This is a genomic window from Bordetella sp. FB-8, assembly GCF_000382185.1.
Lineage (GTDB): Bacteria > Pseudomonadota > Gammaproteobacteria > Burkholderiales > Burkholderiaceae_B > Bordetella.
This window is the reverse complement of the sequence record NZ_KB907784.1, coordinates 2,598,783-2,613,748: the sequence shown is the minus strand read 5'-3', so window position 1 is coordinate 2,613,748 and position 14,966 is coordinate 2,598,783. Positions and strand designations below refer to the sequence as shown.

The 14,966-nt window shown below is 62.8% G+C and carries 11 protein-coding genes and 1 pseudogene; 3 read left to right on the top strand and 9 right to left on the bottom strand.

Annotated features, from left to right (window positions below; translation table 11 throughout):
- Positions 1-14 precede the first annotated feature (14 nt).
- Positions 15-1,262 (bottom strand): 2-oxoglutarate dehydrogenase complex dihydrolipoyllysine-residue succinyltransferase, encoded by a 1,248-nt coding sequence (gene odhB, locus H143_RS0112535; protein WP_019938591.1) that lies wholly within the window; start codon positions 1,260-1,262, stop codon positions 15-17.
- A 156-nt stretch (positions 1,263-1,418) separates the two neighbouring features.
- Positions 1,419-4,289 (bottom strand): 2-oxoglutarate dehydrogenase E1 component, encoded by a 2,871-nt coding sequence (locus H143_RS0112530; RefSeq protein ID WP_019938590.1) that lies wholly within the window; start codon positions 4,287-4,289, stop codon positions 1,419-1,421.
- Between the two features lie 381 nt (positions 4,290-4,670).
- Here H143_RS0112530 and H143_RS20615 point away from each other — a divergent pair.
- A pseudogene (locus tag H143_RS20615) lies at positions 4,671-5,900 on the top strand (malic enzyme-like NAD(P)-binding protein); the annotation flags it as partial.
- Between the two features lie 365 nt (positions 5,901-6,265).
- Here the strand turns inward: H143_RS20615 and H143_RS0112520 are convergent.
- The 7 genes from H143_RS0112520 to H143_RS20610 form a co-directional block, all read right to left on the bottom strand.
- Entirely contained in the window at positions 6,266-7,564 is a 1,299-nt protein-coding gene (locus H143_RS0112520) for a citrate synthase (protein ID WP_019938588.1), read from the bottom strand.
- A 19-nt stretch (positions 7,565-7,583) separates the two neighbouring features.
- Positions 7,584-7,844 carry a succinate dehydrogenase assembly factor 2 gene (locus H143_RS0112515; protein WP_019938587.1) on the bottom strand — a complete coding sequence of 87 codons (261 nt, stop codon included), beginning with the start codon at positions 7,842-7,844 and terminating at the stop codon, positions 7,584-7,586.
- 66 nt (positions 7,845-7,910) lie between these two features.
- Complete coding sequence (locus tag H143_RS0112510; protein WP_019938586.1) at positions 7,911-8,624, bottom strand: succinate dehydrogenase iron-sulfur subunit; 714 nt, start codon at positions 8,622-8,624, stop codon at positions 7,911-7,913.
- Between the two features lie 14 nt (positions 8,625-8,638).
- Positions 8,639-10,417: a succinate dehydrogenase flavoprotein subunit gene (gene sdhA / locus H143_RS0112505; RefSeq protein ID WP_026350007.1), complete on the bottom strand. Its 1,779-nt coding sequence runs from the start codon at positions 10,415-10,417 to the stop codon at positions 8,639-8,641.
- Between the two features lie 3 nt (positions 10,418-10,420).
- Positions 10,421-10,801: a succinate dehydrogenase, hydrophobic membrane anchor protein gene (gene sdhD / locus H143_RS0112500; protein WP_019938584.1), complete on the bottom strand. Its 381-nt coding sequence runs from the start codon at positions 10,799-10,801 to the stop codon at positions 10,421-10,423.
- Positions 10,802-11,227 carry a succinate dehydrogenase, cytochrome b556 subunit gene (sdhC, locus tag H143_RS0112495; protein WP_019938583.1) on the bottom strand — a complete coding sequence of 142 codons (426 nt, stop codon included), beginning with the start codon at positions 11,225-11,227 and terminating at the stop codon, positions 10,802-10,804.
- A gap of 142 nt (positions 11,228-11,369) precedes the next feature.
- On the bottom strand, positions 11,370-12,191 hold the full coding sequence (locus H143_RS20610) for a GntR family transcriptional regulator (protein ID WP_081627132.1): 822 nt from the start codon (positions 12,189-12,191) through the stop codon (positions 11,370-11,372).
- A gap of 314 nt (positions 12,192-12,505) precedes the next feature.
- Between H143_RS20610 and H143_RS0112485 the strand changes: the two genes are divergently transcribed.
- A complete protein-coding gene (locus tag H143_RS0112485) occupies positions 12,506-13,495 on the top strand; it encodes a malate dehydrogenase (protein WP_026350006.1) in 990 nt (329 codons plus the stop codon).
- 235 nt (positions 13,496-13,730) lie between these two features.
- Positions 13,731-14,924 (top strand): 2-methylcitrate synthase, encoded by a 1,194-nt coding sequence (gene prpC / locus H143_RS0112480; protein WP_019938580.1) that lies wholly within the window; start codon positions 13,731-13,733, stop codon positions 14,922-14,924.
- Positions 14,925-14,966: the final 42 nt, after the last annotated feature.

Genomic DNA, 14,966 nt, shown 5'->3' with positions numbered 1-14,966 from the left:
TCGATACGCTCCGATTACAGGTCCAGCAGCATGCGCTGCGGGTCTTCCAGCGCTTCCTTCATGGCCACCAGGCCCAGCACGGCTTCGCGGCCGTCGATGATGCGGTGATCGTAGGACATGGCCAGGTAATTGATCGGACGGATCACGACTTGTCCGTTCTCGACCACGGGCCGGTCCTTGGTGGCATGGATGCCCAGGATGGCTGATTGCGGCGGGTTGATGATGGGAGTGGACAGCATCGAACCGAACACGCCGCCGTTGGAGATGGAGAAGGTGCCGCCGGTCATCTCCTCGATGCCCAGCTTGCCGTCGGCAGCGCGCTTGCCGAAATCGCCAATGGCTTTTTCGATGTCGGCGATCGAGAGCTGATCGGCGTTGCGCAGAATGGGCACCACCAGGCCGCGCGGGCTGCCCACGGCGATGCCGATGTCGAAGTAGCCGTGGTAGATGATGTCCTTGCCATCGACCGAAGCGTTGATGATCGGATACTTCTTGAGCGCGGCGACGGCAGCCTTGACGAAGAAGGACATGAAGCCGAGCTTGACACCGTGGTCCTTCTCGAATTTTTCCTTGTACTTGTTGCGCAGATCGATGACGGCCTTCATGTTGACTTCGTTGAAGGTCGTCAGGATGGCGTTTTCCTGCTGCGATTGCAGTAGTCGCTCGGCGACGCGCGCGCGCAGACGGCTCATGGGCACGCGCTGCTCCGGGCGCCCGTCCAGCGACAGGGTCGGGGGAACGGCCGCAACCGCGGCCTTCGGCGCGGCGGCGCTGGCAGCCAGGGCATCGCCCTTGGTTACGCGGCCGTCGCGGCCGCTGCCGGACACGGAAGCGGCGTCCACGCCCTTCTCGGCCAGGATCTTCGAGGCGGCGGGCGAGGCGATGCCGGCGGCGGCATTGCCGGCGGGCACGGCGGCGGCATTGCCGGCGGGCACGGCGGCGACAGCCGCCGCGGCGATGGCGGCGGGGACCGCGGCAGGCGTGGGTGCGGCGACGGCGGCGGGCGCGGCGGCAGCCTTGGCAGCGGTGTCGATCTTGGCCAGCAACTGACCCGAAGTGACGGTGGCGCCGTCGGCTTCTATGATTTCAGCCAGCACGCCCGAGGCGGGCGCGGGCACTTCGAGCACGACCTTGTCGGTCTCGATTTCGATGAGAGTTTCGTCGGCGGAGACGGCTTCGCCGGCCTTCTTCTTCCAGTTCAGCAGAGTCGCTTCCGAGATGGATTCGGATAGTTGGGGAACGACGACGTCGGTAATGGCCATGATGGATATCCCGTTTGTTTGATTGTTCGATGTTCTGATAATAAAGCCCACACGCCGCGCCTTCGGCTTGGCTACCCCGCCAGGGGGCCGCTTTTGCCTCGGGGCGAGCCGGCGGCAAAAACCAGGCGGACCCGATCGGCGCCCGCCTGGATACGCTTACTTGGTCAGCATGAAACCCTTGTACTTGGGCGCGTAGGCCTGCTCCAGCAGGGACTTGAGCTGCTCCATGTGCTTGGCCATATAGCCCACGGCTGGCGAGGCCGAGGCCGGACGGCCGGCGTAGCCCAGCTTCTGGCCTTCGGCCATGTTCTCGTACAGGTGGTGCTGCACGTAGAACCAGGGGCCTTGGTTCTGCGGCTCGTCCTGCACCCAGATGACCTCGGTGGCTTTGCTGTACTTTTTCAGCTCGGTTTCGAAAGCCTTGTGGGCGAAGGGATAGAGCTGCTCGACGCGGACAATGGCGACATGATCGGCGCCGCGCTCCTTGCGGGCGTGGACCAGGTCGTAGTAGATCTTGCCCGAGCACGCCAGCACCCGCTTGACCGAAGTGGCCTTGATGGACTCGTCCACCTCGCCGATCACCGGATGGAAATGCCCCTTGGCCAAATCGGCCAGCGGCGAGCTGGCGTCCTTGTTGCGCAACAGCGACTTGGGCGTGAAGACGACCAGCGGCTTGCGGAAAGGGCGAATCATCTGGCGGCGCAGCAGATGGAAGATCTGCGCGCCCGAGGTCGGCTGCACGGCCTGGATATTGTTGTCGGCGCACAGCTGCAGGTAGCGCTCGATACGGGCCGACGAGTGTTCCGGTCCCTGGCCTTCGTAACCGTGCGGCAGCAGCAGCGTCAGGCCGCACTGGCGGCCCCACTTAGCTTCGCCGGCGCTGATGAACTGGTCAATGACGACCTGGGCGCCGTTGGCGAAGTCGCCGAACTGGGCTTCCCAGAGGGTCAGCGTATTGGGTTCGGCGCAAGCATAGCCGTATTCGAAACCGAGCACCGCCTCTTCGGACAGCACGGAATCGATCACGGTGAAGGGCGCCTGACCGTCCGAGACGTTCTGCAGCGGGATGTAGGTGCCGTCGTTCCAGCGCTCGCGGTTCTGGTCGTGCAGTACGGCGTGACGGTGCGTGAAGGTGCCGCGGCCGGCGTCCTGGCCGGTCAGACGCACGGCGTAGCCCGAGGCCACCAGCGTGGCATAGGCCATGTGCTCGCCCATGCCCCAGTCCAGATTCAATTCGCCCTTGGCCATCTGGGCGCGGTCGCCCAGCAGTTTCTTGACCAGCGGGTGAACCGTGAAGCCTTCGGGCACGGTGGTGATGCGCTCGCCGATACGCTTGAGTTCGGCCAGCGGCACGGCCGTGTCGCCCGCGTCGGTCCATTTGGCGCCCAGAAAGGGCGACCAGTCGATGGCATGCTTGCTGCGATAGTCGGTGAGCACGGGCTCGACCGTCTTCTGCCCGTCTTCCATCAGTTGGCGGTAGTCCTTGACCATCTGGTCGGCCTCGCCTTCGGCCAGCACACCCTGGGCGGTGAGCTTGTCGGCGTAGAGCTTACGGGTACCGGGGTGATGGCCAATGCTCTTGTACATCAGCGGCTGGGTCAGCGCGGGCGTGTCCTGCTCGTTGTGGCCCAGCTTGCGAAAGCAGATGATGTCGACCACGACGTCGCGCTTGAACTCGGTGCGAAAGTCCAGCGCCAGTTGGGTGGCGAACACCACGGCATCGGGATCGTCGGCGTTGACGTGGAACACCGGGGCTTCGATCATCTTGACCACATCGGTGCAGTACAGCGTGGAACGCGAATCGCGCGGGTCGGACGTGGTGAAGCCGATCTGATTGTTAATGACGATGTGCAGCGTGCCGCCTGTGCCGTAGCCGCGCGTCTGCGCCAGGTTGAGCGTTTCCATCACGACGCCCTGGCCGGCGATGGCTGCGTCGCCATGCACCAGCACCGGCAGCACCTGCTTGCCTTCGTGGTCGCCACGGCGCTCCTGGCGGGCACGCACGCTGCCCTCGACCACCGGATTGACAATTTCCAGGTGGGAGGGGTTGAAGGCCAGTGACAGGTGCACCGGGCCTCCACGGCCCGATATGTCGCTGGAGAAGCCGTTGTGGTACTTGACATCGCCGTCGGTCAGACCTTCGGCATGCTTGCCTTCGAACTCTGCGAACAGTTCGCCGGGCATCTTGCCCAAGGTGTTCACGAGCAGGTTCAGGCGGCCGCGGTGAGCCATGCCGACCACGATTTCCTGTACGCCCAGTTCGGTGCCATGGTTGACGACTTCATCCATGGCAACGATGAAGCTTTCACCGCCTTCGAGCGAGAAGCGCTTCTGGCCGACGTACTTGGTGTGCAGGAAACGTTCCAGGCCTTCCGCGTCGGTCAGCTGCTGCAGGATGCGGCGCTGCTGCTCCTCGGTGTAGCTGGGCGTGGCGCGGGTGGTTTCGAGACGTTCGCGGATCCAGCGCTTGGCGGCGGGGTCGGACACGTACATGAACTCGGCGCCGATGCTGCGGCAGTAGGTATCGCGCAACGCCTTGATGATCTCGCGCAGCGTCATGGTGCTGGCGGTCGTGAAATAGCTGTTGGTCGCGGCGTATTCCTGGTCGAGATCGGCTTCGGTCAGACCGTAGAAAGCCGGATCGAGTTCGGGAATGTTGGGCCGTTCCTGGCGCTTGAGCGGATCGAGGTCGGCCCAGCGCGAACCCAGGGTGCGGTAGGCGCCGATCAACGACTGCACCGCCACCTGCTTGCTGGCCACCGACATATCGGGTTCGGCGGCACGCACCGCGAACGCATTGGCGCGGGCGCGCTCGGCGAACGACTGAATGATGGGCGCGTGGGCCTGATCGCGTGTAGAAGCCTGGCCGTCCGTGGCGGGAGCGTGCTGGAGCTGGTCGAAATAGGTGCGCCAGTTGTCGGACACCGAACCAGGATTGTCGAGATAGGCTTCGTAGAGCTCTTCGACGTAAGGGGCGTTGCCCCCAAATAGATAGGAATTGGAAAGGGAATCTTGTTCCGAAGACATATGTGCTTCACCTTGACGGGCGTTTCACCCGATACGATGCAGGAAAACCTTCCGCGACACGGGCTTCCCGTTTAGCGGATAGCGGATAGCGGAGCAGAAGGCGCCGTACAGATATTTGAACCTTGTGCAAAGAGAGCCTTTTTACAGCTACCGCGTGGGAGTATACCCCTTTGCCAGTCCGGCTTCGGCTTTTTATCGGCCCCTGAAACGCAGGGATACCGGTGCCGCGCAAGCTGCTGCGCCGCGTCATGTATCCCTTGCGCCACTTCGCTACACTGCGCCCCTATCCAAGGCAACCCTGGGGCCATTTCGCCACGGCTTCGCGTCAGGATCAACTCTGTTTTCCTTGCTTAATTCTCTTTTATTTTCAAGCAGCTCTTCATGGATCAAACCTTCATCAAACAAGCCCTGGACTATCACCAGTACCCCACTCCTGGCAAAATTTCGGTCAAGCCCACCAAGCCGCTCAACGGCAAGGACGACCTGTCCCTGGCGTACTCCCCAGGTGTTGCGGCCGCCTGCATGGCCATCCATGAGCAAGGCGAGGAAGCCGCCTCGCGCTACACCTCGCGCGGCAATCTGGTGGGCGTGATTTCCAACGGCACGGCCGTGCTGGGCTTGGGCAATATCGGCCCCATGGCTTCCAAGCCGGTCATGGAGGGCAAGGGCTGCCTGTTCCAGAAATTCGCCGGCATTGATGTCTTTGACATCGAACTGGCCGAGACTGATCCCGAAAAGCTCGTGGACATCATCGCCGCGCTCGAACCCACGCTGGGCGGCGTCAATCTCGAGGACATCAAGGCCCCCGAGTGCTTCTACATCGAGAAGAAACTGCGCGAACGCATGAAGATACCCGTCTTCCATGACGACCAGCACGGCACGGCCATCATCTCCTCGGCCGCGGTTCTTAACGGCCTGAAGGTCGTGAACAAGGAGATCGGCAAGGTCAAGGTTGCCGTCTCCGGCGCCGGCGCCGCGGCCATCGCCTGCCTGGACCTGATGGTCGACCTGGGCATCAAGCGTGAGCACATCTACGTGGTCGATTCGCGCGGCGTGATCTGGGAAGGCCGCGACGCCAATATGGAACCCAACAAGAAACGCTACGCGCAAAATACCGACGCCCGCACCCTGGCCGACGTCGTCAAGGACGCCGACATTTTCCTGGGCTGCTCGGCCGCCGGCGCGCTAACACCGGAGATGGTCAAGACCATGGCCGACAAGCCCATCATTTTGGCCCTGGCCAACCCCACGCCCGAGATCCTGCCCGAGGCCGCCCGCGCCGCCCGCCCCGACTGCATCATCGCCACCGGCCGTTCGGACTACCCGAATCAGGTCAACAATGTGCTGTGCTTTCCCTTCATTTTCCGCGGCGCGCTGGACTGCGGCGCCACCACCATCAATGAAGCGATGAAGCTGGCCAGCGTGAAGGCGATCGCGGAACTGGCGCACGATGAAGCCGAGTTCGGTGCCGACTACATCATCCCCACGCCCTTCGATCCGCGTCTGATCTCGGCGGTCGCTCCGGCGGTTGCGCAGGCTGCGGCAGAATCGGGCGTGGCTCGCCGCCCTATCGCGGACATCGAGGCATATCGCAAGAAGCTGGTGGCGTGGCACGCGGCGAACAACTGATGATGCATTGCCACTTCGTTGGTTCTTAAGGCCGTTCAGTGTTCGGCGGGCATGCCCGCCGAACACTGAACTACGCAAGAGTCCGAAGGAAGGAATCAATGCCACGAGTTGAGACTCCATAGCATCGTCGCCGCGGGCGTACAGCGCGCAGGCGCCTAAGTGACGGGGCTGTCCCGACGGGACTTCGGCCGCCCAAGGCGGCGGCCGAACCCGGCACTTCGAAGCCGGAGCGCTTTACGCCCGCGGCGACGATGCGGTTCAAGAACTCAAGTCCAATAAAAAGGCTGCTCATACGAGCAGCCTTTTTGATTAGGGCGGAGACAGAATCCGCCAGGCGCGAGTAACGCTTAGCGCTTGACCTGGCGCACGGTCTCGCCGGTGTACAGCTGGCGCGGACGGCCGATCTTGTATTCGGGGTCGGCGATCATTTCGGCCCACTGCGCAATCCAGCCCGTGGTGCGGGCCAGCGCGAAGATGCCGGTGAACAGCGAGGTCGGGATGCCGATGGCGCGCTGGACGATGCCCGAGTAGAAGTCCACGTTCGGGTAGAGTTTGCGCTGCACGAAGTAATCGTCTTCCAGGGCAATCTTTTCCAGCGCCATGGCCAGTTTGAGCAGGGGATCGTTTTCCAGGCCCAGGGCGGACAGCACTTCCTTGCAGGTTTCCTGCATCAGCTTGGCGCGCGGGTCGTAGTTCTTGTAGACACGGTGGCCAAAGCCCATCAGGCGCACACCCGAGTTCTTGTCCTTGACCTGCTCCATGAACTTGCCAACAGTGGCCAAGCCGCCGTTTGCCTGGATCTGCTCGAGCATGTGCAGGCAAGCCTCGTTGGCGCCGCCGTGGGCCGGCCCCCACAGGCAGGCCACGCCGGAGGCGATGGCGGCGAAAGGGTTGGTGCCCGACGAGCCGCACAGACGCACCGTCGAGGTCGAAGCGTTCTGCTCGTGGTCGGCATGCAGGATGAAGATGCGGTCGAGCGCGCGCTCGACGACTTCGTTCACCTGATAGTCCTCGCACGGATTGGCGAACATCATGCGCAGGAAGTTGCCGGTGTAGGACAGGTCGTTCTTGGGGAAGATGGTAGGTTCGCCGCGCGAATACTTGTACGCCATGGACACCAGGGTGGGCATCTTGGCGATCAGGCGGATAGCCGAGATGTAGCGGTGCTGCGGATTGGTGATGTCGGTCGAGTCATGGTAGAAGGCCGACAGCGCGCCCACCAGACCGGTCAGCACGGCCATGGGGTGGGCATCGCGACGAAAGCCGCGCAGGAAGAAATTCATCTGCTCGTTCACCATCGTATGGCGGGTGACCTGAGTGTCGAACTCCTTCTTTTGCTCGACATTGGGCAGATCGCCGTTCAGGATTAGGTAGCAGGTGTCCAGATAGTCGCAATTGACCGCGAGTTGCTCGATGGGGTAACCGCGGTACAGCAGTTCACCCTTGTCGCCGTCGATGTAGGTGATGCCCGACGCCGTGGCGGCAGTCGACAGAAAGCCGGGATCGTACGTGAACATGCCCGTCTGTCCATACAGCTTGCGGATGTCGATCACATCGGGGCCGATGGTGCCCTGGTAGATCGGCAGTTCGATGGCGGGGCTACCGTCAGTGAAGGATAGAGTGGCTTTGTTGTCGGACAATTTCATGGTCATTTCCTCGTAGATATCAGAGCGCTCGCATCAGGCCGACGATATCGCGCAGCCTGGGGGTGTCGAGCGCGCCGTGGAGTTCGGCACGCGCCAGCAGTATGTCCAGCAGCTCGTTGTCGCCAAGCTCGAACAACTGCGTCAGCGCGCTTACATCCTCATCGGTAAGCAGGTGCTCGTACGCATCAAGATACCGCGTAATGATAAGGTCATTTTCGAGCAGGCCTCGTCGCGCGCGCCAGCGCAGGCGCGCACGTTCCAACTCGGTCAGGCTGCTCATGGGCAGAAACCCTTTCAATCGAATACAACAGAAAGACCAAGCCCCGACTTGCGTCAGGGCTACGGATCACACAGTACGGCGAACCATCAGTTCTTTGATCTTGCCGATGGCTTTGGTGGGGTTTAGGCCCTTGGGACAGACATCGACGCAGTTCATGATGGTGTGGCAGCGGAACAGGCGATACGGATCGTCCAGGTTATCCAGGCGCGAACCAGTGGCTTCATCGCGGCTGTCGGCGATGAAGCGATAAGCCTGCAGCAGACCGGCGGGGCCGACGAACTTGTCCGGGTTCCACCAGAACGACGGGCAGGATGTCGAACAGCAGGCGCACAAGATGCACTCGTACAGGCCATCGAGTTCTTCGCGCGCCTCGGGCGACTGCAAGCGCTCGCGCTCGGGCGGCGGCGTGTCGTTGATGAGGTATGGACGAATCGAGTGGTACTGGTTGTAAAAGTGCGTCATGTCCACGATCAGATCGCGGATCACGGGCAGGCCGGGCAGCGGACGCAGCACGATGGGCTGGGTCAGATCGTTCAGGTTGGTGGTGCAGGCCAGGCCGTTCTTGCCATTGATGTTCATGGCGTCCGAGCCGCACACGCCTTCACGGCAGGAGCGGCGGATCGCCAGACTGTCGTCCATGTCGTTCTTGATGCGCAGGATGGCGTCCAGCAGCATCTTGTCGTGGGGCTGGAGTTCGACTTCCAGTTTCTGCATGTAGGGACGCTCGTCCTTGTCCGGGTCGTAGCGGTAGATTTCGAACTTGACTATACGCTGGGTCATTGCGTGCATCCTGCTTAGAAAGTACGGGCCTTGGGCGGGAAGGACTCAACCGTAAGGGGCTTCATGTGGACAGGCTTGTATTCCAGGCGTCCGCCCGGCGAATACCACAAGGTGTGCTTGAGCCAGTTCTCGTCGTCGCGGTGCGGGTGGTCGTCCAGCGCATGGGCGCCGCGACTTTCGGTTCGGCTGGCCGCCGACTTGATCGTGGCGCGGGCCACTTCGACCATGTTGGCGATTTCCAGCGCCTCGATGCGCGCGGTGTTGAACACCTTGGACTTATCCTTGAAGTAGATGCTGCCGGCCATGCCCGCCAGCTCGTCGATCTTGTCCACGCCCTTTTGCAGCAGGTCGATGGTGCGAAACACGCCGCAGTGGGCCTGCATGGCCGCGCGAATGCCGTTGCCGACGTCCTGAGGCTTCTCGCCGGAGGTACGCGACTCCAGCGCATCGATGCGGCCGAGCGAATAGTCGACCGCTTCCTTGGGCACCGGCTGGTGCTGGTGCTGGCGCTCGGGGTGCGAGGTAACGATGTGGTTGCCCGCAGCACGGCCGAACACGATGAGGTCCAGCAGCGAGTTGGTGCCCAGGCGGTTGGCGCCATGCACCGACACGGCCGCGCATTCCCCGATGGCGTACAGGCCGTTGACAACCTTGCTCTGTCCATCGGCCCAGCTCATGACCTGGCCGTTGTAGTTGGTGGGGATGCCGCCCATCATGTAGTGAATGGTGGGCACCACGGGGATAGGTTCCTTGATCGGATCGACATTGCCGAACTTGATGGCGATCTCGCGGATCGAAGGCAGGCGCTTGTTGATCGTGTCGGCACCCAGGTGGTCGAGCTTGAGGACCACGTAGCTGCCGTCCGGGCCGCAGCCGCGGCCTTCCTTGATTTCCTGGTCCATCGAGCGCGACACGAAGTCGCGCGGCGCCAGATCCTTGAGCGTAGGCGCGTAGCGCTCCATGAAGCGTTCGCCATCCTTGTTGAGCAGGATGCCCCCCTCGCCGCGCACGCCTTCGGTGATCAGCACACCCGCGCCGGCCACGCCGGTGGGGTGGAACTGCCAGAACTCCATGTCCTGCAGCGCGATGCCGGCCCGCGCCGCCATGCCCAGACCGTCGCCCGTATTGATGAAGGCGTTGGTGGACGCGGCCCAGATGCGGCCGGCGCCGCCCGTGGCCAGCACGGTAGTCTTGGCTTCGAGGATGTAGATCTCGCCCGTTTCCATTTCCAGCGCGGTCACGCCGAGCACATCGCCGGCGTCGTTGCGCAGCAGGTCCAGCGCCATCCATTCGACGAAGAACTGGGTGCGGGCCGAGACGTTGCGCTGATAGAGCGTGTGCAGGAGGGCGTGGCCGGTACGGTCGGCGGCGGCGCAGGCGCGCTGCACCGGCTTCTCGCCGAAGTTGGCCGTATGGCCGCCGAAAGGACGCTGGTAGATGGTGCCGTCGGGATTGCGGTCGAACGGCATGCCGAAATGCTCCATTTCGTACACGGCGCTGGGCGCCTCGCGGCACATGAACTCGATGGCATCCTGGTCGCCCAGCCAGTCCGACCCCTTGACGGTGTCGTACATGTGCCAGTACCAGTTGTCTTCGCTCATATTGCCCAGCGAGGCGCTCACGCCACCTTGCGCCGCAACGGTATGCGAACGGGTGGGAAACACCTTGGACAGCACGGCGACCGACAGGCCCGCCTGGGCCAATTGCAGGGAACAACGCATGCCGGCACCGCCGGCGCCTACGACCACCACATCAAACTGGCGGCGCGGCAGGGAATTCATGACAGCGACCACGGCTTATATTCTCCAGAGGATTTGCGCGAAATAGATGAGCGAGCCGATCAGCCACAGCAGGGTCAGAACCTGCAGCAGCAGGCGCACGCCCACGGACCTGACGTAGTCCATCCAAATGTCGCGCACGCCGATCCAGGCATGCCAGGCCAGCGCGATGAAGGCGAGCGAGGCCAGAATCTGGCCCACCGGCAGGGTATAGACGTGGAAGGTGAATAGGGACTTCCAGCCCTCGTAGGTGAGCGGTTCGACCAGCAGGCCGATGACCAGGATCACGGTGTACACCGCCATGATGACGGCGGTGACGCGCTGGGCGATGAAGTCAGCAATGCCGTAATGCGCGCCGACGACCAGGCGCTTGGGGCCGTAATTGTTGCTGGCTGCCATTTACAGTGCTCCGAACAGTTTGAGGGCGAAAATCAGCGTCAGCAACAGGCTGACCACGAACACCACACCGGCGCTCTTGCGCGCCGAGGCTTTGTCCACGCCGTAATGCAGATCCAGGAGCAGAAAGCGGATGCCGGCGCAGAAATGATGCAGGAAGCCCCACATCAGAACCAGCAGGACAATCTTGACGGGCACATAGCCCACGCATTTGGCCACGCTGGCATAGCCCGCGGCCGAACTCACGCTGGCGCCCCACAGCGGGATGAGAACCAGGGGCAGGCACAGGAACAGCAGCGCGCCGCTGACCCGGTGCAGAATGGACAGGCGACCTGGCAGGGGCAGGCGGTATTTGCTGATATCGGACAAGCCGATATTGCGAAATTCGGGACGCGCTGGCTTGACGTTCTGGGCAACTGAGTCGGACATGACGACCTCGGTATTTCTGGGTTTATGGCTAGGTTTTGGGGTAAAGCATATTTTCGTGGCGTAAACACCTGCTCCCCCTAAGGGAAACCACCGTATTGTCCCTCAGGTAGCAGTTCGTTTCAAACGACAATAAAAATTTCCATCAATTCAAGCTATTGCGATAGTGATAGTGATTAGTCAGGCAGGTGCCGCGCCGCACTTCCATGGGACGGCCGGCGTAGGTGTAGGAGACCCGGTCGACCTGCAACAGCGGCGTGCCGCCGACAATGCCCAGCAGGTCGGCGATTTCGCCGCTGGCAGCGACAGCGCGCAGCTTTTCGTCCGCATGCACCATGCTCACACCGAACTGCGTTTCGAACAGGCCGTAGAGCGGTCCGCGATTGGCGGCCAGCAAGTCCAGGGTCAGCCCGCGAAAGACCGAGCCGGGCAGCCAAATGTCGTCCACCACCGTGGGAGCGCCGTCGAAAGAAAGCACACGGCGTATCGTGACCGCGGTTTCGCCGGCACGCAGTTCGAGGATGCGGGCAATCTCGGCCGCAGGGCGCGCGCGGCGGCATTCGAGTATGCGACTTTCGGTGCGGGCGCCCTCGCCGTCTTGGTCGGGAGCCAAGCGCAGGAACCGGTAGCGCACGCGCGCCTCGTGGTGCGTGGCGACGAACGTGCCCTTGCCCTGGCGGCGCAGCAACATGTGCTCGGCGGCAAGCTCGTCAATGGCCTTGCGCACCGTGCCCTGGCTGACCTGGAAGCGCGCCGCCAGATCGATTTCGCTGGGTATGAGTTCGCCCGGTTTCCATTCACCGCGTTCCAGGCTCTGCACCAGCAGCGTCTTGATCTGGCGATAGAGCGGGCTGAACGCAGCGCCCTCGTTTCGTCCCGCGGGCTTGCCGGACGCCGCAGGCGCAGCCTCGTCGGCCGCCGGCCTGGCGGCGCGCGCCAAGGGATCGGGGCGGGCTTCAGCAGTCATGAAATGCAGGGAATGCGCGTCGGCTTGGAACCCGTTGGCAGCAGGTGCGAACGGGCTGAGTAGGAAGCCGCATTGTCGCATGCACGCAGGACGACTGTCCAATATCTTATGTCTTATATAAGATATAAGATGAATTGACGCAAAGCATCAATTCGATCTAGGATGCGAGCGCGGGGCCGTCAGAGCCAGCGCGAACACCGGTGCAACAGTTTTCGCCACGCGCGCCCAAATCGGAGACCCCACGCACCGATTACACTGGAAAGCCCAAGATCTTTCCATTCCTTTCTTTCTTCTTTCTTTACGGAGAAATGTTCATGTCCAAGCCCGCCATGCGCGTCGCCGTCACCGGCGCCGCCGGCCAGATCGGTTACGCTCTGCTGTTCCGCATCGCCTCCGGCGAAATGCTCGGCAAAGACCAGCCGGTGATCCTGCAACTGCTCGAGATTCCCGACGAAAAAGCGCAGAAGGCCCTCAAGGGCGTCATGATGGAATTGGACGACTGCGCCTTCCCGCTGCTGCAGGAAATGACCGCCCACAGCGACCCCATGACCGCCTTCAAGGACATCGACATCGCCCTGCTGGTGGGCGCGCGTCCCCGCGGTCCCGGCATGGAACGCAAGGACCTGCTCAGCGCCAACGCCCAGATCTTCACGGCCCAGGGCAAGGCGCTGAACGCCGTGGCCAAGCGCGATGTCAAGGTGCTGGTCGTGGGCAACCCCGCCAACACCAACGCCTACATCGCCATGAAGTCGGCGCCGGATCTTCCCGCCAAAAACTTCACCGCCATGCTGCGCCTGGATCACAACCGCGCCCTGTCGCAGCTGTCGACCAAGTCCGGCAAGCCCGTGACCGACATCGAGAACCTGATCGTGTGGGGCAACCACTCGCCCACGATGTACCCCGACACCCGCTTCACCACCGTCAAGGGCGAGAAGATCGACGCGATCATCAACGACCAGGCTTGGAACCGCGACGTGTTCATTCCCACCGTGGGCAAGCGCGGCGCGGCCATCATCGACGCTCGCGGCCTGTCCTCGGCCGCCTCGGCCGCCAACGCCGCCATCGACCACGTGCACGACTGGGTTCTGGGCAGCAACGGCAAGTGGGTCACCATGGGCGTGCCTTCGGACGGCTCCTACGGCATCCCCGAAGGCATCGTCTACGGCGTTCCCGTGACCACCGCCAATGGCGAATACAAGCGGGTCGAAGGCCTGGAAATCGACGCGTTCTCGCGCGAGAAGATGGACTTCACGCTCAAGGAACTGCTCGAAGAGCGCGAAGGCGTGAAAGATCTGCTGAAGTAAGCAGACCGGAAAAGGCCAGGGGATTCCTGGCCTTATTTCTTGCAAGACTCGATATAAGTACGATGCCGACGGACTGAGCCGTCCCAGCCCTTCAGACGCAGGCAAGCCCGCTCAGCGGGCCTAGAGCGCCTGAATGGGTCCTAGCCGACCGAATTGGGCGGGGACGGCTCAGGCCGTCAGCATCGCACGACTTAAAAACTCAAACACACCCAGCTAAGCAAGGAGTAGAGAGACCATGAGCACGGCTCCCAAAAAGAAAACCGCCGCTGCGGCCCCCGCCCCCGAAGCCACACCCGGCTTCAAGCCCAAGAAATCGGTTGCCCTGTCTGGCGTCGTGGCCGGCAACACGGCGTTATGCACTGTGGGCCGCACCGGCAACGACCTGCACTACCGCGGCTACGACATTCTCGATTTCGCCAGTACCGCGGAGTTCGAGGAAATCGCTCACCTGCTGGTCCACGGCAAACTGCCCAACAAGGCCGAGCTCAAGGCCTACAAGGAAAAACTACGCGCCCTGCGCGGCCTGCCGGCCGCGCTGCAGGCCGCGCTGGAGGCCCTGCCCGCCTCAAGCCACCCCATGGATGTAATGCGCACCGCCGTGTCGGTGCTGGGCTGCGTGCTGCCCGAGAAAGACGACCACAACATGCCCGGCGCGCGCGACATCGCCGACCGCCTCATGGCCAATCTGGGCTCGGCCCTGCTGTACTGGTACCACTACAGCCACAACGGCCGCGTGATCGACGTGCAGACCGACGACGACAGCATCGGCGGCCACTTCCTGCACCTGCTGCACGGCAAGCGCCCCTCGGACGATTGGGTCCGCGCCATGCACACCTCGCTCATCCTCTACGCTGAGCACGAATTCAATGCCTCGACCTTTACCTGCCGCGTCGTGGCCGGCACGGGTTCCGACATGTACTCGGCCATCACGGGCGGCATCGGCGCGCTGCGCGGCCCCAAGCACGGCGGCGCCAACGAAGTCGCCTTCGAAGTGCAAAAGCGCTACGACACGCCCGATGAGGCCGAGGCCGACATCCGCCAGCGCGTGCAGAACAAGGAAGTCATCATCGGCTTCGGCCACCCGGTCTACACCCTCTCCGACCCGCGCAACAAGGTCATCAAGGAAGTAGCCCACAAACTCTCCAAGCAGGCAGGCAGCACCAAAATGTTCGACATCGCCGAGCGGCTGGAGACGGTGATGTGGGACATCAAGAAGATGTTCCCCAACCTGGACTGGTTCTCGGCCGTGAGCTATCACATGATGGGCGTGCCGACCGCCATGTTCACGCCGCTGTTCGTGATCGCCCGCACGGCGGGCTGGTCGGCGCACATCATCGAACAGCGCGTCGACAACAAGATCATCCGTCCCACCGCGAACTATGTGGGACCCGAAGACCAGAAATGGGTGGCGCTGGACAAGCGCAAATAAACGCGCAGGGCGGTGCCCAATGCAAACGCCCGCTCACGCGGG